Source organism: Streptomyces sp. NPDC002671, from assembly GCF_053592475.1.
On sequence record NZ_JBSFVU010000015.1, the window covers coordinates 46515 to 70515 of the forward strand.

Consider the following 24001-nt stretch of genomic DNA (forward strand, 5'->3'; position numbering starts at 1 on the left):
GGATCAAGTTCCCGGCGGGGCACTGGCACACATCACAGCCTGCGCCCTGAACCTCCCCGAAGGAAGGCCAGCCGGACTGCTGCCCGAGGCATCACGCGTCCCGCCTGTACACGTCTGGGTATTGCAGGCGTCTGCGCCGCCGGACCTCAAAGGGGGTGAAGCATCGGCGGCGGGATCGGGACCGCCGCCTGCCACAGTAAGCGGGCCCGGTTTGAACCGCTGCTGCCGCAGGGCATCAAGCCGGGCCGTCCGTAGCTGTCTACGAGCAGTGACGCATCGGTTGCTGAATGTCCTGCTCCTTCAGGCAGCTGCCGGCCCTTCGTGTTCGCCGCTGTCGTGGTGGATCGGCGTCCTCGAGCCGGTCAGGGGGACGCCCGTCCCGCCGCGTCTGGTCGCGACGATCTCCGCCACGATCGACAGGGCGGTCTCCTCGGGCGTTCGGGCGCCGAGGTCCAGGCCGATCGGCGAGCGCAGCCGGGCCAGTTCCCGTTCGGTCACGCCCTCCGACCGCAGACGCCGATTGCGGTCCTCGTGGGTGCGGCGCGAGCCCATCGCGCCGACGAACGCCACCGGCATGCGGAGGGCCGCCTTCAGCAGAGGTACGTCGAACTTCGCGTCGTGGGTGAGCACGCACAGGACGGTACGGGCGTCGGTCTCGGTGCCCCGCAGGTAGCGATGCGGCCAGTCGACCACGACCTCGTCGGCGTCGGGGTAGCGGGCCCGCGTGGCGAAGACCGGGCGGGCATCGCAGACGGTCACGTGGTAGCCGAGGAACTTGCCGGCCAGCGCCAGCGCCGACGCGAAGTCGACCGCGCCGAAGACGATCATGCGAGGGGGCGCCACGTTCGACTCGATCAGCAGGGTGAGACCACCGGGGCAGTGCGTGCCGTCCGCCGAGAGGTCCACCGTGCCGGTGCGCCCCGCCTCCAGCAGGGCCCGGGCCTCGGCCGCCGCCGTCCGGTCCAGGTCCGGGTGGAAGCCGAGGCCGCCCTCGTACGTGCCGTCGGGCCGGACCAGCAGAGCGCGGCCGAGGAGTTCGGCCGGGCCGCGGGCGACCCGGGCGAGGGCTGCCGGTTCGCCCCGGGCAGCGGCCGACAGAGCCGGCCCGAGGACCGCGCGGGCGCGCGCTTGCAAACCCACCGGTGTAATCAGCACGTCGATCGTCCCGCCGCAGGTCAGTCCCACGGCGAAGGCGTCCTCGTCGCTGTAGCCGAACCGCTCGAGGACACTCTGCCGAGTTTCGAGCGCCTGCAGGCACAGGTCGTACACCGCGCCCTCCACGCAGCCACCGGAGACCGAGCCGATGACGGTGCCCGCGCTGTCGACGGCGACGGCGGCGCCGGGACCGCGCGGCGCGCTGCCGTCGACGGCCACCACGGTGGCGACGGCGAACTCCCGGCCCTCCTCGATCCAGTGGTTCAGCTCCTCGGACAGGTCAAGCATCCGGCGCCTCCGCGGGGGCCGACAGGACGCGGTCCGGTCGGATGGGCAGGCTGCGGTGGCGTACGCCGGTCGCGTGCCAGACCGCGTTGGCGATGGCGGCTGCGGCACCGACGATGCCGATCTCGCCGATTCCCTTGATGCCGACCGGGTCGTCGGGGTCTGTGTCCTCGATCCAGTCGGCCTCGATGCGGGGTACGTCGGCGTGCGTCGCCACGTGGTAGCCCGCGAGGTCGGCGCCGACGTGGCCACCCGAGGCGCGGTCGCGGACGGCCTCCTCGTGCAGGGCCATGGAAATGCCCCAGATCATGCCGCCCTGGAGCTGGTTGCGTGCGGTGAGCGGATTGACGATCTGGCCCGCCGCGAAGATGCCGAGCATGCGCCGGACGCGGACCTCGCCGGTGGTGACGTCGACGGCCACCTCGGCGAACTGGGCGCCGAAGGAGTGGCGTTCGGCAGGGGCGAGGGCGCCGATGGCCGCGGTGGTGTCGGACCGTACCGTGATGCCCTCCGGCGGGATGTCGGTACCGAGGGTCAGCCTGTCGCGGAGTTCGCCGGCCGCGGCCCTGACGGCCCAGGACCAGGACCGGGTGCCCATGGAGCCGCCGGCGATCATCGCCGGGCCGAAGTCGCTGTCCCCGATGCGCACGCGCACGTACTCCACGGGCACTTGAAGTGCGTCCGCGGCGACCAGGGTGAGTGCGGTACGGGCCCCGGTGCCGATGTCGGCCGCGGAGATCCGGACGGTGAAAGTGCCGTCCGGGTGCGCGGTCGCGGTCGCGGTGGACGGTGCGGCGCCCGCGGGGAAGGAGGCCGCCGCCGTGCCGGTCCCGAGCAGCCAGCGACCGTCCCGGCGCAGCCCGGGGCGCGGGTCCCGGTCCGCCCAGCCGAACCTGTGGGCACCCTCCCGGAAGCAGGCGGCCAGATGGCGGCCGGTGAACGGCAGGCCGGACACCGGGCCCTTGTCGGGTTCGTTGCGCAGGCGCAGCTCGATCGGGTCGATCCCGCACTTCTCGGCGAGTTCGTCGAGCGCCGCTTCCAGCGCGAAGGACCCCGGTGCCTCACCCGGGGCGCGCATCCACGTCGGGGTCGGTACGTCGCGTCGTACGACGCGGTTGGCGGTGTGGTGGGCGTCGGCGTCGTACATCACCCGGGCCACCCCGGCGCTCGGTTCGACGAACTCGTGCACGGTGGACGTGAGGCTGAACGCACGGTGCTCGAGTGCGCGCAGCCGTCCGTCGGCGTCGGCGCCGAGCCTGACGCGCTGCGTGGTGGGGCTGCGGTAGCCGGCCAGCGAGAACATCTGTCGGCGGGTCAGGACGACCCGCACGGGCCGTTGCAGGACGGTCGCGGCCATCACGGCGGCCACCTGGTGGGCGCGGACGCCCTTGCTGCCGAAGCCGCCGCCGACGTGTTCGGAGCGTACGCGCACCGAGGCCGGGTCGAGCGAGAAGAGGTTGGCGAGTTCGCCGACGACCCAGGTGGCGCCCTGGTTGGAGTCGATCACCTCGAGGCGGCCGTCGTCCCAGCGGGCGGTCGCCGCATGCGGTTCCATCGGGTTGTGGTGCTCTTCTGGCGTGGTGTACTCGGCGTCCACGACGACGGCCGCGGCGGCCAGTTCGGCATCGAGGTCGCCCTTCTCGGTCACACCGGGCATGTGCCCGTCCACCGGGTAGGCATCCGGGTGCTCGCCCGTGAAGTCGACGTCGTGGGGCTCCTGCTCGTAGTGGACCACGAGCGCCTCAGCGGCCTCCCGGGCCTGCTCGGAGGTCTCGGCCACGACCAGCGCCACCGGCCAGCCCAGGTGCGGCACCCGGTCGTGCTGGAAGACCGCGCAGGTCGGGTCCGGCCGCGTGCCCAGCAGGCCGGTGTAGTCGGTGTCGACGCGTGGGGCCTTGCGGTGGTCCAACACAGCCAGCACGCCCGGCATGGCGAGGACAGGGTCGGTGTCGAGGGCACGGATGCGGCCGCGGGCCACCGTGGACAGCACCAACCAGCCGTACGCGAGTCCCGCGAACGGCACTTCTCCCGCGTAGCGCGCCGCTCCGGTGACCTTGTCCCGGCCCTCCACGCGGGTGTGTGCGGTGCCGACGGAGGGCGCCTGTGCGGGTGTTCCGGTGGTGACGGTGGTCATCGGGCGGCCTCCTCGGCGAGTTCGGACAGGACGGCCACCACAAGGTTGCGCATGAGGTCCACCTTGTATGCGTTGTGCGGCAGCGGGCGTGCCGCCGTCAGTTCGGCGTCCGCCGCGGCGGCGTAGGTCTCGGGGGTGGCCGGCGCACCGGTCAGGACACGTTCGGCGGCCATGGCCCGCCACGGACGGGAGGCGACCGCGCCGAGGGCGAGGCGCGCGTCGCGGACGACGCCGTCACGGACGTCGAGCGCGGCAGCGAGAGAGCCTATGGCGAAGGCGTACGAGGCGCGCTCGCGCACCTTGCGGTAGCGCGAGTTGGCGGCAACGGGCGCGGGCGGCAGCGTGATACCGGTGATCAGCGCCCCCGGCGGCAGGGCGGTCTCGCGGTTCGGGGTGTCGCCGACGGGCAGGTAGAGATCGGCGAGCGGCAACTCCCCCGTCCCGTCCGCCGTTTCGAAGTGAACGACGGCGTCGAAGGCGGTGAGGGCCACGGCCATGTCCGAGGGGTGTACGGCGACGCAGTGGTCGGACGTGCCCAGGATCGCGTGGTTGTGGTGCTCGCCCTCGATCGCGGGGCAACCGCTGCCGGGGACACGCTTGTTGCACGGCTTGGTGACGTCGGTGAAGTAGCCGCAGCGTGTGCGCTGCAGCAGGTTCCCGCCGACCGTGGCCATGTTGCGCAGTTGCCCGGACGCGCCGGCCAGCACCGCCTGCGCCAGCGCGGGGTAGCGGCGCCGGACCTCGGGGTGGGCGGCCAGGTCGCCGTTGGTGACGGTCGCTCCGATGCGCAGGCCGCCCTGCGGCGTCGACTCGATCTCGTCCAGCGGGAGTTCGCGGACGTCGATGAGCCGGGTGGGCCGCTCGACGCCGGTCTTCATCAGGTCGACGAGGTTGGTGCCGCCGCCGAGGAAGCGCGTGTCCGGATCGGCACCGTGCAGCACGACGGCGCCGGCGACGTCGGTCGCCCGCTGATAGCCGAACTCCCTCATGCCACAGTCTCCTTCGCACCTGCTTGCGCGCTCATGCGGCCCTCGTTCGTTCGGACTTCGGCCGCGCGGGCCACCGCCTCGACGATCGAGACGTACGCGCCGCAGCGGCACAGATTGCCGCTCATCCGTTCCCGGATCTCCTCGGCAGTCAGGGGTGGCGGTCCCACTTCGGGGCGGATGTCGCCGGTGACGGCGCTCGGCCAGCCCGCCGCGTGTTCCTCGATCAGCCCGATCGCCGAACAGATCTGTCCCGGCGTGCAGTAGCCGCACTGGAAACCGTCCAGATCGAGGAAGGCCTGCTGCACGGGGTGCAACCGCTCCCCGTCGGCCACTCCTTCGATGGTGGTGATCTCGCGGCCCTCGGCCGCCACGGCCAGCTGCAGGCAGGCGACGGCCCGGCGCCCGTCCAGCAGGACGGTACAGGCACCGCATTGTCCCTGGTCACAGCCCTTTTTGGTGCCGGTCAGATCGAGCCGCTCGCGCAGTGCGTCGAGCAGGGTGGTGCGGTGATCGACGGGCAGTGTGTACTCCTCGCCATTGATCTTCAAGGTGATGACACTGGACGTCGACGTCGTTGAGGCCATGAGCTGCTTCTTTCGCATTTCCAGGACAGACGGGAGGGGCCCCGCGGCCGGAGTACCGGGCGGCGGGGAAACTGCCTTGTGCGGGCCTGTGCCGCGGGGGCGAAGCGAAGGTGCGGAATGCTGGGGGATGCTGGGGCCGAAAGGTATCGGCTGACGACTGCCGCAGGGCAGCGTCCACAGCTATGGTGGACGTAACCGGACAGCTGTCCGCTACCTGAAAACGTAACGGACAGCTGTCCGGTTAGCAAGGGCGGGGTTCAGTCACGAACCCTCGAGGAGGACGAGTGCCGCAGCAGAAGGACTCCCCCCGGCGCTCGGACGCGCAGCACAACCGCGAGCGCATCCTGGAAGTGGCACTCGCCGAGCTGTCACGCTGCGCGGACGCCCCGCTGAGCTCGATCGCCAAGAAGGCCGGTGTCGGGCAGGGCACGTTCTACCGCAACTTCCCCAACCGCGAATCACTCGTCCTCGAGATCTACCGCCACGAGATGCTGCAGGTCGCCGACAGCGCGGCCCACCTGCTCCAGACCCAGTCCCCCGAACGGGCCCTGCGTGCCTGGATGGACCGGCTCTCCGAGTTCGCCATGACCAAGATGGGCCTTGCCGACGCGATCCGGCAGGCCACCAGCGCACCGGGCGGCCCGGCAAAGCCGTCCCACACGCCCATGACCTCCGCCGCGGAACTCCTGCTCCGCGCCAACGAGGAAGCCGGCACCATCCGCCCCGGAGTCACCGCGGACGACTTCTTCCTCGCCATCGCAGGCCTCTGGCAGCTCGACCCGCGCGACGACTGGCAGCCACGCGCCACCCGGCTCCTCGACCTCGTCATGGACGGCCTGCGCACGGGGGCGCCCGGCAGGTGAGCGCCGCACTGCCGACAGCGAGCGGCATCGAGGGCGGTCCGCGTCCGACGCAATCGCGAGCGCGGATCACGACCGCATCATCGTCGTCCGTCGTTGACACGGCTACGCAAGGCCAGAAGCCTGCTGAAGCTGCTGTGCCTGACGCCGGGCCACCGGCTGCGCCGGGAACATCTCTTCGACCCGCTGTGGCCGGCCCTCGACCGGACGGCCGCCTCCAACAACCTGCACCAGGTGCTGCCCGCCGTGCGGCGTCCACTGGCCTCCACACGAAGCCCGGGCGATGTTGTCGCGCTACTGGTAAGGCCGAGGCGATCGACGTGCCGCGGGTCCCGATCGCCGCGGACCTTCTGCATAAGCCCGGCCACTGGCGCTGATGCGGCTCCTGGCCGACGCCGGGTGCCGCCGTAACGCGCCAGCAGCCTACGAGCAGCTACGGGAAGCGCTCCGCCGTGACACCGGCGCGGATCCCGGCCCGCAGACACGAGACAGCCGAGGTGCAGACGTAGCTCGGCCGGGGCAGGCTGCCGACCCTCACCGGGGTCGGCGGCTGTGGCGGGACCCGGCTCGCACTCGCCGTGGCGGCCCGTCGGCGTGACGACTTTCCGGACGGGGCATGGTCCCCGTGGACCGCGCAGCACGAACAGCAAGGCGGGGAAGGTGCCGACGGTGCCCACCACCCGGCGTTCCAGGCCGAGTTCGCCCAGCGCGTCGTCGATCGGTCCGGGCAGCCTGCCGCGCCTCAGCGGCGGCACACCGCGCGACGACGGCGACGTACGAGGGTCACCCAATGGCAGCGCTCGTAGGCGCAGCGGATCTCCCCGTCCCGGCCTGGAACGCCCGGGGCATGTCATGGACTCAAAGTGCCGTATGCGGTGTTGGTGGACGGCCGGAGGACCGGATCGCGGTCGATGGCGCCGCTGGGGGGGGGCAGCAGGGCAAAGGCCAGGACAAGGGCGGGCAGCACCAGGCTGGTCGCCCGCACCGGCCAGGGGCGCATGCCGTACACCCGGGGCGTGGCCGAGGCGCCCGGACCGGCCTCGGGTGCGAGGGCGGTCTCGTGCGCGAGGGCGGTCCCGGCCGGGCCGCGCCACAGCCGGAGCCACAGGCCCGCCAGGGCCGGCCACACCAGAATCACGGCGACGATGCCCGACCAAAGGGGCGCGGTGAGCAGGTTCCGGTGCGCCAGCTCCACACTGCTCGCGACCGCGGCGGACGGCGGGTGCCCCAACAGGACCAGAGCCCCGGCGGCGAGGCAGGTCGCCACGAGGGCGTACGCCAACAGGGCGAAGGGCCCGGCCACGGTCAGAAGTACGGACACCACAGGCTTGTCGGCCCGCCCGACGCACCATCGACGCAGTCTCATGGGCGGATGGGCGACGTCGACGAATCCCCGCGTGCGTCCGCCTGAACGCAGTTCCTCCAAGGCCTCCGCCACGGCACGTTGCCCACTCACGGCGACCGCGCGCCGGTCGGCCGCCAACTCCGCGCACCACAGCGCCAGTACGGGCACCAGTACGACCGTCGCCTTCGAGAGGACGACGACGGCCTGGGACCACATGAGGGACGCGGTCGGCTCATGCCGTACCCCCAGCCAGACCAGCGGAGCGATCCCGGACACCAGGAACACCAGCGGCCAGACCTGGATCGCCCGGGTGAACGGGCTGCCCAGGCCGGCGATGAGGTGCTCGCCGCAGTCGAGGTGACCCACCTCGTGGACCAGCAGCGCACGGGCCCGCTCTGGGCTGCGCCGCCACAGCGCGAGGAACCCCAGCGAGACGGCGATTCGCCGCCGGCGCCAGCCGGCCGCGTAGACCCGGGCAGGCGGGCTCTTCGCCCACATCGCGACCTTGACGGTGGTTCCCGGCGCGTAGGCCTGCGCGAAATGCAGCAGAGCGGGCAGTCCCTGCTCGGTGCCGCCCACCGCGCGGCCGTCGAGGACGGCCGGATCGGTGAGGCGGTAACGCCACTCCGTGTACCAGCCCCGGACGTGCGGGATCACCACGGTGACCAGACCGGCGACGAGCACGAGCGAGGGCATGACCTGGCTGACCGTCGTCACCCGCAGTGCCGCGAAGCCCGGGCTCGCGACGATCTCCGCGCTGTAGTTTCCGTGGGCCGTCCACAGGTCCCGTATCTGCGCGCGCCACCAGGACACTGCGGAGGGCAGCTGCCAGCAGTAGTTGCCCAGCAGCAGCCACAGCCATGGGGGCGGCGGCGTCGGGGGTGCCGCACCTTCTTCGGCGCGACGTCTCATGCGGACCGCCCTGGGGACCGTGCCAGCCGGGCGGCCATGCGGCGCAGAGCGTTCCAGGCACGGGGCACAGTTGCCGAGCCGTCGGCGTCGGCGTCGGCGTCGGCGTCGGCGTCGGCGTCGGCGTCGGCGTCGGCGTCGGCGTCGGCGTCGGCGTCGGCGTCGGCGTCGGCGTCGGGTGACTGTGTGCCCGCCAGCAGCGCGAGGAAGGTGATGGCTCCCTCGTCACGGCCGGTGTGCAGGGCGGCGACGGCTTCGGCGGCCGTACGGTCGGCCTGCGGTCCCTGCACACCGCGGGCCTGCAGACAACGCGAGACCTCCGCCACGGCACCGGCCAGAACGGCGAGGGAGCGAGCCTCGTCCATCTCAGCCGTCGCCAGGGTCGGCCCGGCCGGACCGGAGACGCGATCCGGCGCCGGGGTGGGCGCGGAAACGTGATCGGGTTGCGGGCCGGCAACGCCGTCGGGCTCCCCGCCGGGATCGGTGGCCGCGCGTGTGCCGTCGTCAGGGCGGTCCCGCAGGGCGAGCAGCAGCGCGGACCCGGAGATGGCGTTCGCCAGTACGGACGAGCCCAAAAACGCCTTCAGTAGCGTGTACGAGGCCGCCAGCGCTTCCCAGAGCGCAGGCAGCACCGCGGCGGCCAGTTCTCCCCCGGTGCCTGCCGGGACCGGCGGGGCCTGACGAAGCAGCGTGCGGCGCCCACGGCCGCCCCGCGCGTACACCCGGGCGGTGTGGCCGGCGAAGTCGATCTCGTCCGGGGCGGCTGCCGCGGCGATCGTGTCGGCCCAGACATACAGGAGCGGCACTCCGCTAGGACCATTCGACACGGAAGCTCCTGGTCCCGTCGGGGGAGTTACCGTTGAGGACCAGGGACGCCGAGCTGTCGGTCACGGTCCCCCGTAAGGTCGTACCCACCGCCATCCCATAGGGAAAGTTCGTGTAACCGCTGCACTGGAACAGCGGCTTGGGCACGAAGAGCAGGTTGAGCGAGGCGCCCTGGGCAGCGGCGGAATCGGTGAGCCGCCCGGAGAAGCTGCCGTGGCCGTCGTCCGACAGCGACCAGTACTCGATCTCCACCCCACGACCGTCGGTGGTGTCGGTTCCGCTGAGCGCGGAGGTCACGCCGAAGGCCCCTTCGGCGGTCTGGCTGTCGCTGGCCCACGAGAGGTGAAAGGCATTGCGCTCGGTGCCGACGGGATCATCGATGATCAGCGTCGCCGGAAGGTCGTACGACCGTGCATCGGCTGCACAGCCGGGATCGGCGAAGTCCACGCTGACATGCGCGGTGCCGGTCCACCGGCCACGCGGTACGCCCGACGACGACACGTGCGTAGGGGCGGCGCCGGTGTCCGTGTGAGTGACGGTCGGCTCCGGTGCCGTCGTCCGCTCGACCGTCGATGTCCCGGTGGCCGCCGCCGTGTCGCTGGTGATGACGCTCGCCGGTGGCGCCGTCGGCGAGCCGGTGTCCTGCGGTGCCGCCGACACACCGCCCCCACCGCCACACGCGGCGAGGCACGCGAGGCAGCCCATCAGTATGCCGAGGCAGGTGACGGTCCGATGTCTGCATTTCAACGCGGCCGTTCCCGGCCACTTTTGACGTAATGCCATCGCATGCCCCCCGGTGCCCGTCCAACGCACTCCGGGACTATACGGAAGGCCAAGCACAGTCCGACCCGAAAGACCAGAAAATCTTATGAATGGCAGCGACTACTGTCTTTCCGAGTAGTGGGTGTCCTCGGAGTAGAACGCCACCGGCCGGAACATGTTCGCCTTGTCCGCGGGTGCCTTGAGTGTTGCCCTCGGTGGAGCCCGTCGAGAGCATGTAGCCCCAGTAGGACTCCGGGTCCTGGGAGTTGTGCGGCCACTTGGCGTTCCACAGCGCCGCGTAGTAGTCGAGCACAGCTCGTTCCGCGACCTTGGAGTTGGGCTTGTAGCCGCCGCTCTGGAACGGGTCGCCGATGTTGTTGACGTGGTTTTCCATGAACCGGCACAGGTCCGTGGGATAGCCGTTCATGTCCTGGGTGACCTGGTATCCGAGCATGTGGTCGCGCCGGTCGGCGAGGTACTGCTCCATCGAGCAGATCGCCTTGCGCCGCTGCGAGGGGCTGAGCCCACCGGGTGACAGCTCGAAGTCCTTGGTCTCCAGGCCGGGCTCGGGCTCGTAGGCGACGGTGGGACTCCTTGCCCGCGCCGGCCGGGACGGTCAGCGCCTCGTCGCTGACTGCGACTCATCGATACCTCCGCCGGCCCGTGGGACCGGCGAGCGCGGCAGCGGTTCACTGCTTCGGCGTACCAGGTCCGGCGCACCGGTCCGCGATGGCTCAGCCGGCGCGGGGGTCGCGTCCGGCTGTCACTCGGCCGCACCGGCCGGTGCTGGGACAACGCACCGTCCGGCTCGTTCTTCCACGGACGGTGTGTACCGGCTGTCGTACAGCACGGCGCCCCACCGCTCCCGGGTGACCGAGCTGCCCCCGCCCCCGCCCCCGGGCAGCCAAGTCGCCGTCACCGTGAAGAGGTTCGACAGCGAGGGGGAACCCACCACCCGGCCTGCCGCTCACTGCGGCACCCGTGGTGGTGTTGCCGGGCGGTGACTGATAGGGATGGGGTGTGCGATTTGAGAGTGTTCCCATGCCGGCCGGGGTTGCGGCGCGGCCAAGGGACGTACGGGGGTATCCGGTGCCGGCGATCACTCCGTGGGAGGAGGATGGGCCGCAGTTCGCGCTGACCGATTACGAGCGCAGCGCCCAGTGCGCGGCAAAGCGGTTGTGTTCGGTGTGCAACCAGGGCATGCCGCAAGGACCGGTGTGGCGTGTGGTGGGGGCCGCGGAGAGCGCGGCGATCGGAGAGGCCCTGGCGGCCGGGCGACCGTATCGCAATCTCGCGCCGACTCTGGAGGGCCCCGGGCACCGCGCGTGCATGCTGTACGCCTCGATGGTGTGCCCGTACCTGGCCCGGCCCAACGCCCGGCGCGGACTCTCGGCGGAACGGCCGGACGAGCTGACCTCGCATGTGGTGCGGGGTGCCGCCCGGGGCTCCATGGGCGCGGTGGTGGGGTTCGCGGAGTACGAGTACGCCATCACCAGCAGCCAGGTGCTGTTCCGGTTCCTCGACGTCATCGAGTTCCTGCCGCACGACACGGCCGACGCGCACCTGGAAGAACTGCGGGCCGAGCTTGCCCGCACGCCGCGGTGACGTGCACCGCGCTGCGCGGACTCGCTCGGCCCACCCTGCCGGCCGGCGTCAGGGCCGGTACGCCGCCAGGCCCACCGTCGTCGTGACCTTCGTCGGGTGGCCCGTGCCGTTGGAGGGCAGGGTCACCGTACCGGCGGGGGTGCGCGCCGCGAGGGTCTTGCCGTCGGGGGACCAGGCCGGCTCGGTGTAGTCGGTGGTGGCCTGCGGGGTGAGGTCCTTGATGTGGGTGCCGTTGTCGAAGTTCTCGACGAAGAGGTGGTCGTGGCCGGCGACCGAGCGGACGAAGACGATCTCGTCCTCGTTGGGCGACAGCGCCGGCTGGGAACCCTTGGTCAGCTTGCCGCCCTGCTGGCGGAGGTAGTCGTCACGGATGTAGACGTCGCCGGTGGTGGTGTTGGCGTAGACCGAGGTGCCGTAGTGGCCCGCGGCGTTCGGCCAGACGTTGCCGGTCTGCGGCAGCGCCGGCGAGTCGATCTCGGCCGACAGGGGCAGCAGCTTGGGCGTGCCGTGGACGGCCTTGGCGGAGACGTACTTCAGCCGGGACACGCCGTTGGCGCGCGCCGCGAAGATGAGGTTGTCCTTGGCGGGAATGCCGGTCTGCGTGTCCTTCGCGGTCACCTGCCACGTGGGGTGGGACCAGTTCTGGTCGCCGGGGTTCTTGGCGACGACGACACGGCCGCTGCCGTCGGGGTTGGCGATGTCCAGGTTGCCGGAGCCGTCGACGAAGGCGGCCTTGGTGCCGCTCGGGGACCAGGCGAGGTCCCGGACGGGTACCCCGAAGTTGACCTTGTGGCCGTTGATGAGTACGTACTTGGTGCCGTTGCTGATGGTCAGGGTGCCGTGCGAGGCGCTGGTCGCGGCCGAGGCGGCACCGGAGGTGCCCAGCAGGGCGGTGCCGGTCACGGCTGCGGCCACGGCGATCGCGGCAGCGGTGGTACGGGTACGCGTGGTCATGAGTGATTCCCCCCAGGGACGTCGACAGGTGGTCCGGTCCATCAACGCCAGAGCCGGTCCGCCTTCCCCCGGGGCCGTGAGGGCCACACGGCAGCCTGCCGCTCTGTTCGCAAGCAGAGCCTGTCACGCCGCAATCTTGGAACGGTTCGTTCGGTGTCACAGGGGCGTAACACGACGTTCGCCAACGGCATGCAGCAGCTGCCCGCCGGGCTGCGTGGGCAGGCCACGGCGATCGACGATGAGGCGGATTTCGATCCGCTTTTGGCACGGTCGGTCGGATTCGGTCCGGTCAGAGGCGTCACGCCCGACGGGCCAAAGCCCGGCGGAAGTTGATTCCACGTACCGCCTGACGTGGCGACGAACACGATTGCCGCCGGGACTGCCGGTCGCCGTCCCGTCTGCGACCGCCACCCTGCGGTCGAACCGGAGCCAGCGGCACCACCCGCTGAATCAGCTCCCACAACCCGTCCGGCACCATCCGCTCGACCAACTCGCTTGACACGCGGACAGCATGCAGCAAGATCACAACAAGCGAGAGCTGTTAGCAACATGTGCGCCAGGGGTATCCCCCCTTAGAGCACCACCGCGCCCAGGGATCCGGCGCGGCAGACGCGCGGGGGCGATGGCTGCCAGTGTGGTGGTGGTCCAGTGGTGTTGCCGCCATGGGGGTGAGGCATATGCCGCGAACACCTAACACCCGTCTGCAGACGCTCTTGCGGTCAGCCGACTGGAGTCCCACCCAGCTCGCCCGCGCGCTGCGCGCGGTCGCCGGCGAGCAGGGCCTAGCGGTGTCATACGACCACACCACGGTGCGGCGCTGGCTGGAGGGCATGCGGCCCAGACCACCCGCCCCGGCGCTGCTGCTGGAATGTCTCTCCCGCCAGTTGGGCAGGCCCATCACGGCACAGGAGGCCGGTCTCACCGACGCCCCCGTTGGTGTTGTGGCCCTCTCCTGGCAGGCCGAACCGGTCTACAAACTCACCCGGCTCACCCGTGCCGAACTCGACCCCACCCATCCGATGCCGTTCGACGCCCGCGTCTTCAGTCTGGCCGCCTTGACCCTCCCAGACCAGATCACGCCCACTCGTCGCCCTCCGCGCCAGCCGGAAGCCAGCCCCGCGACGCCGTCTCTCGGACCGTCCGAAGCCGAGCGCATACGCGGTATGACCGACCTGTTCCACAGCGCGGCCGAGAAATACGGCGGGCAGCCTGTGCGCTCTGCGCTGGCCGCCTGGCTGGCTCACCACGTGATCCCTCTGCTGTATACGCGCGTACGCGAACCCTTGCACCGAGATCTGCTGTCCGCCGCCGCTCAGCTGACCCTGCTGCTCGCCACGATGTGCGCCGACAGCGGGCACGACCGCACCGCGCAGCACTACCACCAGGTCGCGGCCCAGCTGGCCGCCGATGCCGGCGATTCCGCAACATTCGCCATCATCCTGCGTGCCATGGCCACCCACGCCTACGACCTCGGCCACCACAGCACGGCAGTTCTCAACCTTGCCGAGCAGGCCGCTGCCCATGCCCGCCGCGCCGCGCCCGCCGTCCAGGCCTACGCCCAAGCCCATCTCGCGGTAGTACAAGCCCACTACGACCGCTATGCCGCCCTGGCCGCCCTGGCTCGGGCAGAATCCTTATTCTCCCGGGCCGACGCGGCACCCGGCCCCTTCACCGCCTACCCGCCCGGTGCCCTGCACTACCAGCGCGCCCGGACCCTCACAGCCCTCGGCGACCCCGCAGGCGCCATCCGCGCCCTCGCCACTTCCCTGCGTCTGCGCACACCAGCCGAACATCGCGCCACAGTCCTGACCCGGGCGTACCTCGCCGAAACCCACCTCCGTCTCGGTCACCTCGATCAAGCCCTCCCCCACTGGGGGACATTCCTCACCGCCTACCCCACCCTCCACTCTGCCCGCGCCACCCGCCATCTCCACACGCTTCGCGAGCAGTTGCGGCCCCATCAGCGCCACCCCCAGGTCGCCGCACTCCTGGCCGAGTCGACGCTCCTCATCTGACATCCGGTCACCAGGCGGCGCCGCCCCGATCTTCCGTCCAGGTAAGGACTCCGCAACATCAAAAGGATCTTGCATCTCTACATGATCCACAAAACATCCACATCCGCACCAGGACACGACCAGCGGAGAAGGGGCAGAGCCGAACGGATGCATAAGGGCTCCCCGTCGGGGCAGGGTTGCCAATAGGCACGGTTGCCGCCTGCATCGATGTGGTGGCCGTGACGGTCGACAGCAGGAGAGGTCACGAAGGATGACCCAAGAGGGCGGACGTACTGTTGATCTACGGCAACCATGCACAACTGTTCGAGGGGTGATCTCGTACAAATACCCCCAAGATCTCATCGATACCCAGACGGAACTGGATGAGGTCCACGACGCCCTGAAGAACTTCTTCGGCGGTCCTCCAGGGCCAGTCGAACCAAGGAACACCCGGGGGTCCCTGGAAAACGCCCTGTGGCGCTCGCCCCGCCGCTCGTCCCAGGGCTTGGCCGCACCAGACGACGCCGCCAAGGTCGCCCGGCTGCGGGCGCGGGCAGCCGAACTCGTCGGGAAGATCGTGGCTCACCGATTCTGGAGCGAGCTCGACCCCGCCGATGTGCCGACGGCATGGGACGCGCTCAGAGACAGCCGAGAGAGGCAATCGACAGCGTCGTCAACTTGAGTGGGGTTGTCTCGGAGTTCATTTGACAGACTCACGCGCCGGCTGCGGACACCTCATCGAACGCTTAGGTCGCGGTGTGCGGCTCGCTCGCGCTGTTGGTGGCTCGGAGTTCCAGGGCCATGCTGACAGCCTCGGGCAGTGTGCCGGCCAGCGGAACGCCTGCGGCTTTCAGGTTCTCGGAATGCTGTGAGCCTCCGGTGAACAGGATGACACCGGCAAGTCCGCAGGATTGAGCGGCTTGCGCGTCGTCGAGGGTGTCGCCGATCGCGATGACGTTCGCCGGTTCGACGCCGAGGCGCTGGAGGTGCCGTCGCATGGCGCATGCCTTGGTTCCGCCGGTGGGGCCGAGGCGGCCTTCGGCTGAACGGAAGAAGCTGCCGACGCCGAGAGCGGTGATCTCGGCGAGGAGGAGGTCGTGGGTGTGCAGGCTCAGCAGGCTCTGGGTGCCGCCTGCGGTTTGCCAGTTGAGCAGGGCCCGACGTGCGCCGGGCATCAGGCGGCGGTAGTGCGGCAGATGGCGGGCGTAGCTCTCCTGGTACACGCCGTCGAGGAGTTGCCATTCCACTGCGGTAAGCCGACGCCCCATCAGGATGGCGTAGAAGTCGGGTACGGGAACGCGGTAGGTTCGCCGGTAGGTGTCCATGTCGATGGCGGGCAGGCCTGCGGCGGCGAGGGATTCGTTGCATGCCTCAAGCCTGGCTTGCTGATCCTGGAGCAGCGTCCCGTTCCAGTCCCAGATCAGATGGATTCGTTCACGCAATGTCATGGTCATGCCCTGTCGGAGTCTGGTGTACGGTCGCCGGCACAGGTCGCAGTGAGCGGGTCCAGTAGTGCCGCGCCGGTAGAAGGAGCGCTGGGTGTCAGCCGTGGTGATGGCGTGCCATCAGGTCGCCACTCCTGCGCGGATTACGCGCGCGTGCCGACAGCGCGTGGTACACCGGCGTTGTGCGGTTGGTGGGTGCGAGCCACGCACGTGGCCGCGGCGTCGGTCCGACTGCCGGTCGTGACAACCCGCAAGGGTGCGGCCGGGGTCCGGAAGCCCGGTGTGCACACTGGGCCGGGCCGGTGGTCGGGGCCGTGCGGCCGGCACGGTGCAGGCCGTGCGACGGGCCGCCGGGAGCGGTCGGCGGCGGTACGTGCAGTCACCCGCGGTCCGGCGAGGCCGAGGCCGGCGGCTGCGGTGGGGCCGCAGCCGATGTGAGCCGGCGCGGGTGGCGGTGGCGCGGGTGGCGGTGGCGAGGAGGAGGCGGGCGGGTGAAGAGGCCGGAGTGGGCGGCGCCAGCCGTGATCGATGGCCCCTCATGACCGCCTCCGCTGCGCTGCCTCATGCGTTTCTGCCGGGATCCGCTGTCAGTGGGCTTCATCAGATTCCACGTCAGGTCCTGCGGCCTTCCTGATGACGGAAGGCCGCCGAGACGAAGGAGGGGAAGCCGAAGCGGCGGTGTCAGCCTCACGTGTATGCCCCTGCGCCCCAAGCGCTGTGGTCCTGCCCGTAGTTCCCAGTAGCACTACGCCGCTCGCTGCCGCCGCCAAGAGCGTCGGTACCAGGAGGAAGGCGTGATGCATGCCGATTCTTTCGGCGATTGCGCCGAGGGCCAGGGGCGCGATACCGAAAGAGAGCCCAAAGGCGTATTGCGTCCGGGCGGCGGCGAGGTCGGGACGGCCGGCCGAAGCCTCAACCGCCAGGTCTACGGCCAGCGGGTACTGGAGTGCGATACCGAGGCCGGTCATTCCCAGCCCGCTCACCGCCAACCAGGAAACGCTCGGGGCCCAGAAAACCACGAAGCCCACAGCGGCTACGGCCATGACGGCGAGCAGGAGTCGCCTGCGGCCGTACCGGCCGGCCATCCGACCACCGATCACTCGGCCCACGAGAATCCCGCCGAACAACGCTGACGCAGCGGCTGCCGCAGAGCTTGCCGACATACCGGTCTGCACGCGCAACTCATCGGACATCCACAGCGACAAGCACACTTCGGTGCTGATGCACAGGACGATCACCGACCAGGCCAACCAGTACTGCTTGGGCAGCCTCCCGTGAGTGCGCGCGCCCTGAGACGTCACAGGCGTCGCAGGGGTGCGTGCCCCTCCCCCGGCCTTCGCCAGCACGGCGACCACGACCACCAGTGCGGCGGTGACGCCAAGGCCCGCCCGCCATCCGACGGCGGCGAGCATGAGCGGCGCGAGCAGTCCCATGCCGACGTTCGCCGCCATCGCCTCGCTGATCGCTGCCGGGCCGGCCTTGCCGTGGTGGTCGGCGAGGAAGGCGATGACACACCCGCTCAGGGTCGAGCCCGACAAAGCCGCCAACGCCGCACCTGACAACGTGCCGACGAGATTGGGTGCCAGACTCAGCACGATGACGGAAACGGCGATGCCGGCGAATGCCAGCCACAATGTACGCCCCCGTCCGAGGCGCCGGACCAGGTATGGCAACGCGGCACCGCTGGCGAGTGTGCCGATTGCCATGGCGCTTCCATGCAACCCGGCGACGGCTCGATTGAGGTGAAATTCGTCGCGGATCATCGGCACTGCCGGACCGAATCCGTACCCGAAATATCCCCAAACCGCGAATTGGCCGTAGAACAGCCAGGTCGGGCGGTCTCTGACCAGAGTGGCCGCAGTGTCGATCTCCTTGCGTCGACCACTCATGAGTCCACTGCGGCCCATGATCCTCCCCCGTCCTCCGATAAGACGCTTTCATCCAGGGGCTTTTCTGTTCGTCGCCGACCGCGGATTATCGACGCTGCAGCCTCACCGGCAGTTCCGCAAGGCGGCGCAGCGTGGTCCTGCTGTGGCGAAGCTGCCGCGAAGACTCCTGCAGTGTGATTTCCGAGTAGCGGTCGAGCAGAGTGCGGAATACGACTTCACCGATGAGTTTGCCCATCCGGTAACCCAGACAGTGGTGGATTCCGTACCCGAATCCAAGATGGCTGACCTCGCCTCGTTCGACATCCAGCCGGTCAGGGTGATCGAATTTCCTTGGATCGCGGTTGGCGCTTCCGAGGCACAGTAGTACGACCCGTCCGGCCGGTATGCTGGTGCCGGCGATGTCGACGGCTTCCTTGGTGAACTTGTACTTCTCCAACAGGGAGCCGTCGTAGCGGATGAGCTCGTCTATCGCGGACGGAAGCAGTTCGGGGCGACGGCGCAACACCGCCATCTGGTCAGGATTGCGCAGCAGTGCCAGCACGCCGTTCCCGATCATGGAAATCGCGCCATGGATTCCCGCCGTTATCAGCTCCGTACAGATTTCGGCGAGTTCGCCCGAGGACAACCGAGCCATGACGTCGGTGTCGTTCACCATGGTGCTGAACAGGTTGTCAGCCGGTTCCCGCCGGTAGCGATCGGCCAACTCCGACAGGTAGTCGGCCATCCGGCGGGCCGCGCCGGCCGCAGCATGTCCTGATTCGGGATCGTCGAAGGGCTGGAAGAAGGACGCTGTCAGTCCGTACAGCTCTCCGCGGTCCTCCACGGGCACGCCGAACAGATCACCGAGCACGAACAACGGTGGCTTCTCCAGGATGCCGATCAGGTCGACCTCATCCTCATCGATGCTGTCGATCCGGTCGGTGACGATCCGCTCGACGGCCGGTGCTAGGCCCTTGGTGCAGCGGGCCGCGAAGAACTTGGAGACAGCCCGACGTAGACGTGTGTGTTCCGGCGGATCGTTGCTCTCCAGTTTGAGAAACGGGGCAACATCGCTGCCGAAGTGTGCCGACAGTTCGGTCTGCACGAAGCGCGTCTCGTGGCTGAGTACGGGGTTGGCGAGGGCTTCACAGCAGTCGTCGTAACGCGTTACCAGCCAGGTCTGGAGGGTACCGCGCCACAGCACGGGTACCACGGGCGCCAGTTCCCTCAGATCGCCCATGAACCCATAGGGGTCCGCGTGCTGAGCGATGTCGGCGGGAAATTCGATCAGGTTACTCATCATGCTCCGCAATTCGTGTGGAATCGAACGGCACCTCCATGAGCGCCGTCCGATGGGATGCCAGGTGCACCGAGCCTGCGCCGGCGTGCAGCAGCACGGTGGTGAGTCCGTCGGTGGCAGTGCCGTCGAACTGGCGTACCGGTGCAGGGGCGAGATGGGCGCGTTGACCTGTTCCGCTGCATGAGCGATCAGGTCAGCGGTTTTCGGCCGCGCCCCAAGAACACCAGGCTCGCGCAGCGCCGTCGAGAGGAACGAAGCGGGCAGTCACATGCACAAGGAGCGAGATTGTGAGCCTGTGAAATTCGGTAGCCCGGAGCCTTGAGGACGCTACCGAGGGCTCTCCCAACCCGCTCGAAGGCGATCCCCGTCCCGCCCGGACACGGCGAGCGAGTCACGCGCGACGGTGCTCCCGATGCCGGTTGGGGTGCACCGACTGCCTGCGGACCGGCCGGCCCTCGGTGGGTGGGCACGCCTACTCGCTGCGGACTCCACCGTTCCGGCCGACGCCGCACCCGTGTGCGCGGTTCACGGGGGGCGCGTACGGAGGGCATGGGGTGGGAACCGACGCCTCGCGCGTGCCCGTCGCACACGCTTGCCTCCCTCGGGACCGCTTCGCTTGACTGCCGTACCGCACCCAAGGCACGCAAACCAGGTCAGCAACGCGCAAGCGGAAGGGGAAGGAGAACCCGCTGTGCAAGATCCTTTCTTAATGGCCGACGTCTTGTCCCCCTGGGGGACTGTGATGCTTCGGGGCGCCGGAAGAGAGTCTGCCGACCAGGTCGGGGATCCCCGTGGAGCGGCCCGTGTTCAGCAAGCGGGCCGGGACTGTGACGGGCTGCCGACGGGGTGTTCGGCCCGCGCAAGGCCGTATTCGACAATCCCCGCAGCGGACTGCTCGCTGATCACGCCCCCACGACTCCCGTGTGAGCACCAGCGTCACTGCCGGCCGGGCGGGGCCAGATGCCCACCTGGTGCAGCCCGGGTCGTGATGGAAATGGACGTCGACGCCACCCAGACAGTGCCGGACGGTGGCGGCACCGAGCCGAGCCGCACGACGTCCGCACGGACGTCGCCGTGGCGCAGGTACCGCTGTTCAGCGAGGACTGCACGTCGTCATGAGCCTTCCTTCGTGGTGGCTTCGGGAGATCGGCTGACTACCTGTCACCTGACCTCCGTGTAGACGGATTTGAGGAACTTGGCGATCTTGTCCCAGTCCTGACGGGCGGCATAGCGGAAGGAGTTCCGCAGCAGGTGAACCACGCAGGTCTGCACGATCGTCTTGGGCCAGACAGCCTCGACCCCGTCGGGCAAGCCCTTCAGGCCGTCGCAGACGAGCATGAGGACGTCGCTCACCCCGCGGTTCTTGATCTCGGTGAGGATGTACAGCCAGTGCTTGGCGCCCTCGCCGCCGTCCCCGGCTCACAAGCCGAGGATCTCGCGCCGGCCCTCGGCGGTGACGGCCAGGGCCACATAGACGGGCCGGTTGGCGACGGCGCCGTCACGGATCCTCACGTGGATGGCGTCGATCAAAATCAGGTGACCGCGAAGATCTGCCGCCAGCGGTCGCGCGGGATCAGCCGGGAGAGCGCGGCAAGCCAGATCCGGTCGGCCGGCTGACAGCGGACCCGGGCGATCTGACGGCGCAGCACCGCGTTCTCGTACCGGAGCGCGAGAACTTCCGCGTCCTTGGCCGCGCGACTGCGCACGACGCCCACGACGCCGTCCCAGACCCGCCCCCGGCCCGATCGCCCAGCTGCCGTGCACGTCGTCGTGCTCGGCCGCGGCAAACGGAACCGGCCCGCTCGCTTTCCGCACACGGGGGCGTATGCCGGAAGCACTGTGACATGATCGGCTGCCATGCCGTCTCTGCCCGCGTGGCCACCAACAACCCCCCGCCGTCTGCTCGCTGTCCTGCTCGCGCTGCTCGTCGGGTCCGGCGTCGGCGTCGCCGACGCCGTCCCCGGACCCACGGCCGCAGCAAAGAGCGCCCAGGCCGCGACACCCGATCACCTGCGCTACGACGTGACCCTGCGCGCCGATGCCGACGGCACCCACTGGAAGGGCCGGCAGCGCGTATCGTTCCGCAACGCCTCCGACCGGCCCCTGCGCGAGGTGTACCTGCGTCTGTGGGGCAACGGCATGGACGCCTGCGGCACTCCCGGCAGCCCCTCCCCCGTCACCGTGTCCCGGGTGCGGGGCGGCACGGCGGGCCGGCTCAGCGTGAACTGCACCGCGCTGCGCATCACCCTGCCCGCGCCACTCGAGCGCGGCCGGCGCACGGCCGTCTCCTTCGACGTGTCCCTCACCGTGCCCGGGCGCAACAACCGCTTCGGCCGCGAGGGCGCGTTCCGTTTCCTCGGCAACGCGCTGCCCGTGCTCGCCGTGCACGACGCGACGGGATGGCACCTCGATCCGTACGTGTCGACCGGTGAGAGCTTCTACACCCTGGTCGGCGACTTCCGAGTCACGCTCGACCATCCGTCGGCCCTCAAGGTCCCGGCGACCGGCCGCACCCGCACCAGCCCCGGCACGCCGGGGCGCACCCTGACGCACAGCGTCGCGCACCGGGTACGGGACTTCGCGTGGGCGGCAGGCCCGTTCCGCACCGCGGCCCAGACCACGCCCGGCGGCGTGCGGGTCAGATCGTACTGGGCACCCGACACGCCCGCCCCCGGCGTGCGGATCACCCGCCGGGACGGCGCCGCCGCCGTCGACCGGTTCAGCAAGGAGTACGGCCGCTACCCCTACGGCGAGCTCGACCTGGTGATGACCCGGCGGTTCGGCGGCGGCATGGAATACCCCGGCCTGGTCCTGCTCGGGACCACCGAGGAGGGCGGCCCCGTCGTCCATGAAGTGGCCCACCAGTGGTGGTACGGCATCGTCGGCGATGACCAATACCGTGCGCCCTGGCTGGACGAGAGCTTCGCCCAGTACGCCAACGCCCGCTTCTACGGCTGGGACACCCGCGACTGCTGGGGCCACGACAACTGGCCCGACCAGAACGCCGCGCTCACCAGTTCAATGGCCTACTGGGCGAAGCACCCCGGCGCATACCACCTCATCTACACCGCTGGCCCCTGCGCCCTGGCAGACCTGGAACGCACCCTCGGCACCGCCACCATGGCACGCCTCCTCAAGCGCTACGCCCGCGACCACTGGTACGGCATCTCCACCACCGCCGACTTCAAGAAATCCGCCCAGTCCATGACCGACAAGGACCTGACCTCCTTCTGGAAGACCCACCGCATCCGGTAAACACCTACGGCGATGCCTTCTCACTGGCGGGGGGAGTGTCATAAAGTAAGGGCCTGTTTCATAAGTTGATCAAGGTCTGCCACGATCCACTCGTGGGGCGTGCGGATCTGACGAACGAGCAATGGACCAGGCTGGAGCCTCTGTTGCCCATGGGCAACAAGCCAGGGCGGCCTCCGGTCTGGTCCAAGCGCCAGCTGAGCGCGAAAGGCCTGCCGACCGCGGGCTCGGGCGCTCGCGCGGCGGGCTGACGACGAAGGTGCACCTGGCGGCCGACCACGGACAGAAGCCGCTTTCCTTCCTGGTCACCGCTGGCCAGCGGCACGACAGTCCCCCGTTCCGGCCGGTGCTCGAAGGCATCCGAGTCCCGCGCGTGAGCGTCGGCAGGCCACGCTGCCGACCGGACCGGGTAGGGGCCGACAGGGCATTGGGCGCCCGCGGCGGCCTCCCGCCGCAATTCGACAAGGCCGACTACCGCGAGCGCCAGGCAGTCGAGTGCGGGATCAACCGCCTCAAGCGCCATCGAGCGGTGGCCACGAGATACGACGAGCTGGCCGTCCGCTACGAGGCCAGCGTCGCCATCGCCGTCATTAACGAGTGGCTCTGATCTTGATCGCTAACCTCGGCCAGCGAGAAAACGCGTGTCGCTGCAGCTCGCCGGGCATCTAGCCTGTGAGGCATGCATCAGCCTCGAAGGCGCGATCGGCGCCTGGTTCACCGTGCGCGGCCGGCCCGGCGCCAGGCTTCGCGGCTCACGGTCCTGGGGGCTGATGTGGTGGTGGTTGGCTACTTCTCCGCGAAAGAGAAGGACTTCGTAACGCTCATGGCGTCGGCAGCCACAGAGCTGGCAGCGCGCGGCGCTCAGGTCGTCGGGCAGATCGTGCAGCGACGGGGCGTCTCGGACGGCGGGGCCCAAAAGATGGGCCTGCCCTATTCCTCGCGGACTCTGCTGAGCTACGGAAAGGTCCGAGAGGTAGCTGAGGCCTGCGAGCAGGCCAACGCTGACGCAGCGATCTTCGTTGCCTCTTTGACCGAGCGCCAGCGGCGCGCGCTGACAGCGATACTCGGCTGCCCCGCTGTGAGTCTCTCCGACATCCTCGCTGCCGACTGATCGCTCACTCGAAGCGCGCTTTTGAAACAGGCCCTTTGCTGCCTGAGCTGCGGAAACGTCGACCGGTGGGGGTGTAGCGAGCGGGCCATGGTCACGGGCGGGTTCTGCCCGCCCACCCGGATCGGGTTCCTGCCCGGCCGCCAGGTGCGACCGGGCCTGTCACGATTGCCGAGAGGTGGGCGAATCGGGCGTCACGATCGGATGGCTCGTGCCTTCCGAGGTCTTCGCGGTGCCTTGCAGGCTGTATCCCAGGGCGTGCAGCAGACGTCCGACGGTCGCCGCGCTGACCGGGTGGCCCTGTGCGGTCAACGCCGAGGCCAGGGTCCTCAGCGAGAGCGTGGTCCAGCGCAGTGGTGAGACCGGACCTCCCCGGATGTGTGGCTCGATCAGGGCCTCCAGCGCGGGCCACAGGCCCGGGTGGGTGACCGTCAGCTGTTCGCGGCCGGCCCCGGGGGCCCTGATCCGCCCGGTCGGCAGGGGACGGCCGGACAGCTCGGCGATCCCTCGTGTGACGGTGGCCGCGCTGGCGCCGGAAGCGGCGGCCACCAGCGCGATCGGCAGGAGCTGATCGAACTTGGCTTTGAGAGCCGCCACGGACATCCGGTCGACCGTACGCAGAGCCAT

21 protein-coding genes and 3 pseudogenes are annotated in these 24001 nt (G+C 69.8%); 8 read left to right on the forward strand and 16 right to left on the reverse strand.

Annotated features, from left to right (window positions below):
* Positions 1-300: 300 nt before the first annotated feature.
* From ACWD35_RS23425 to ACWD35_RS23440, 4 genes are read right to left on the reverse strand one after another with little or no spacing between them, the layout of a single operon-like run.
* Complete coding sequence (locus ACWD35_RS23425; RefSeq protein ID WP_451353235.1) at positions 301-1443, reverse strand: XdhC family protein; 1143 nt, start codon at positions 1441-1443, stop codon at positions 301-303.
* Positions 1436-3574: a xanthine dehydrogenase family protein molybdopterin-binding subunit gene (locus ACWD35_RS23430; RefSeq protein ID WP_451353236.1), complete on the reverse strand. Its 2139-nt coding sequence runs from the start codon at positions 3572-3574 to the stop codon at positions 1436-1438. The genes ACWD35_RS23425 and ACWD35_RS23430 overlap by 8 nt, the downstream gene beginning before the upstream one ends.
* Positions 3571-4563 carry an FAD binding domain-containing protein gene (locus ACWD35_RS23435; protein ID WP_451353237.1) on the reverse strand — a complete coding sequence of 331 codons (993 nt, stop codon included), beginning with the start codon at positions 4561-4563 and terminating at the stop codon, positions 3571-3573. The genes ACWD35_RS23430 and ACWD35_RS23435 overlap by 4 nt, the downstream gene beginning before the upstream one ends.
* Positions 4560-5147 (reverse strand): (2Fe-2S)-binding protein, encoded by a 588-nt coding sequence (locus tag ACWD35_RS23440; protein WP_451353238.1) that lies wholly within the window; start codon positions 5145-5147, stop codon positions 4560-4562. Before ACWD35_RS23440 ends, ACWD35_RS23435 begins: the two co-directional genes overlap by 4 nt.
* A 284-nt stretch (positions 5148-5431) precedes the next feature.
* On the opposite strand from ACWD35_RS23440, the gene ACWD35_RS23445 reads away from it, so the two are divergent.
* Both ACWD35_RS23445 and ACWD35_RS23450 read left to right on the forward strand, forming a co-directional pair.
* Positions 5432-6010, forward strand: a complete 579-nt coding sequence (locus ACWD35_RS23445) for a TetR/AcrR family transcriptional regulator (RefSeq protein ID WP_451353239.1) — start codon at positions 5432-5434, stop codon at positions 6008-6010.
* Between the two features lie 373 nt (positions 6011-6383).
* Complete coding sequence (locus tag ACWD35_RS23450) at positions 6384-6605, forward strand: hypothetical protein (protein WP_451353240.1); 222 nt, start codon at positions 6384-6386, stop codon at positions 6603-6605.
* Between the two features lie 252 nt (positions 6606-6857).
* Here ACWD35_RS23450 and ACWD35_RS23455 read toward each other — a convergent pair whose 3' ends face one another.
* The 4 genes from ACWD35_RS23455 to ACWD35_RS23470 form a co-directional block, all read right to left on the reverse strand.
* A complete protein-coding gene (locus ACWD35_RS23455; RefSeq protein ID WP_451353241.1) occupies positions 6858-8264 on the reverse strand; it encodes a hypothetical protein in 1407 nt (468 codons plus the stop codon).
* Positions 8261-9088 (reverse strand): hypothetical protein, encoded by an 828-nt coding sequence (locus ACWD35_RS23460; RefSeq protein ID WP_451353242.1) that lies wholly within the window; start codon positions 9086-9088, stop codon positions 8261-8263. The genes ACWD35_RS23455 and ACWD35_RS23460 overlap by 4 nt, the downstream gene beginning before the upstream one ends.
* Entirely contained in the window at positions 9072-9746 is a 675-nt protein-coding gene (locus tag ACWD35_RS23465; RefSeq protein WP_451353243.1) for a hypothetical protein, read from the reverse strand. Before ACWD35_RS23465 ends, ACWD35_RS23460 begins: the two co-directional genes overlap by 17 nt.
* 160 nt (positions 9747-9906) lie before the next feature.
* Positions 9907-10335 carry a hypothetical protein gene (locus tag ACWD35_RS23470; RefSeq protein ID WP_451353244.1) on the reverse strand — a complete coding sequence of 143 codons (429 nt, stop codon included), beginning with the start codon at positions 10333-10335 and terminating at the stop codon, positions 9907-9909.
* A gap of 554 nt (positions 10336-10889) precedes the next feature.
* On the opposite strand from ACWD35_RS23470, the gene ACWD35_RS23475 reads away from it, so the two are divergent.
* On the forward strand, positions 10890-11453 hold the full coding sequence (locus ACWD35_RS23475; protein ID WP_451353245.1) for a hypothetical protein: 564 nt from the start codon (positions 10890-10892) through the stop codon (positions 11451-11453).
* A gap of 48 nt (positions 11454-11501) precedes the next feature.
* Here ACWD35_RS23475 and ACWD35_RS23480 read toward each other — a convergent pair whose 3' ends face one another.
* Both ACWD35_RS23480 and ACWD35_RS23485 read right to left on the reverse strand, forming a co-directional pair.
* A complete protein-coding gene (locus ACWD35_RS23480) occupies positions 11502-12407 on the reverse strand; it encodes a TolB family protein (RefSeq protein WP_451353246.1) in 906 nt (301 codons plus the stop codon).
* A 159-nt stretch (positions 12408-12566) separates the two neighbouring features.
* Positions 12567-12909 (reverse strand): annotated as a pseudogene (locus tag ACWD35_RS23485) (transposase); the annotation flags it as partial.
* 175 nt (positions 12910-13084) lie between these two features.
* Here ACWD35_RS23485 and ACWD35_RS23490 point away from each other — a divergent pair.
* Complete coding sequence (locus ACWD35_RS23490) at positions 13085-14422, forward strand: hypothetical protein (protein WP_451353247.1); 1338 nt, start codon at positions 13085-13087, stop codon at positions 14420-14422.
* Between the two features lie 310 nt (positions 14423-14732).
* The gene (locus tag ACWD35_RS23495; RefSeq protein WP_451353248.1) at positions 14733-15083 is read left to right on the forward strand and encodes a hypothetical protein; all 351 of its coding nucleotides are present in this window, start codon (positions 14733-14735) and stop codon (positions 15081-15083) included.
* A gap of 64 nt (positions 15084-15147) precedes the next feature.
* Here ACWD35_RS23495 and ACWD35_RS23500 read toward each other — a convergent pair whose 3' ends face one another.
* The 5 genes and pseudogenes from ACWD35_RS23500 to ACWD35_RS23520 form a co-directional block, all read right to left on the reverse strand.
* Positions 15148-15855 (reverse strand): HAD family hydrolase, encoded by a 708-nt coding sequence (locus tag ACWD35_RS23500; protein WP_451353249.1) that lies wholly within the window; start codon positions 15853-15855, stop codon positions 15148-15150.
* Between the two features lie 578 nt (positions 15856-16433).
* Positions 16434-17735, reverse strand: a complete 1302-nt coding sequence (locus ACWD35_RS23505) for an MFS transporter (RefSeq protein ID WP_451353250.1) — start codon at positions 17733-17735, stop codon at positions 16434-16436.
* Between the two features lie 85 nt (positions 17736-17820).
* On the reverse strand, positions 17821-19014 hold the full coding sequence (locus ACWD35_RS23510; RefSeq protein WP_451353251.1) for a cytochrome P450: 1194 nt from the start codon (positions 19012-19014) through the stop codon (positions 17821-17823).
* 1173 nt (positions 19015-20187) lie between these two features.
* A pseudogene (locus ACWD35_RS23515) lies at positions 20188-20547 on the reverse strand (transposase); the annotation flags it as partial.
* A complete protein-coding gene (locus tag ACWD35_RS23520; RefSeq protein ID WP_451353378.1) occupies positions 20547-20720 on the reverse strand; it encodes a hypothetical protein in 174 nt (57 codons plus the stop codon). The pseudogene ACWD35_RS23515 and the gene ACWD35_RS23520, both read right to left, overlap by 1 nt.
* Before the next feature lie 151 nt (positions 20721-20871).
* Between ACWD35_RS23520 and ACWD35_RS23525 the strand changes: the two genes are divergently transcribed.
* From ACWD35_RS23525 to ACWD35_RS23535, 3 genes are all read left to right on the forward strand, one after another.
* Positions 20872-22269 (forward strand): M1 family metallopeptidase, encoded by a 1398-nt coding sequence (locus tag ACWD35_RS23525; protein ID WP_451353252.1) that lies wholly within the window; start codon positions 20872-20874, stop codon positions 22267-22269.
* Positions 22270-22390: 121 nt separating this feature from the next.
* Positions 22391-22873, forward strand: a complete 483-nt coding sequence (locus tag ACWD35_RS23530; protein ID WP_451353253.1) for a hypothetical protein — start codon at positions 22391-22393, stop codon at positions 22871-22873.
* A 171-nt stretch (positions 22874-23044) separates the two neighbouring features.
* Positions 23045-23377, forward strand: a complete 333-nt coding sequence (locus ACWD35_RS23535; protein WP_451353254.1) for an HflX-like GTP-binding protein — start codon at positions 23045-23047, stop codon at positions 23375-23377.
* A gap of 113 nt (positions 23378-23490) precedes the next feature.
* Here ACWD35_RS23535 and ACWD35_RS23540 read toward each other — a convergent pair.
* Positions 23491-24001, reverse strand: a pseudogene (locus tag ACWD35_RS23540) (ISAzo13-like element transposase-related protein); the annotation flags it as partial.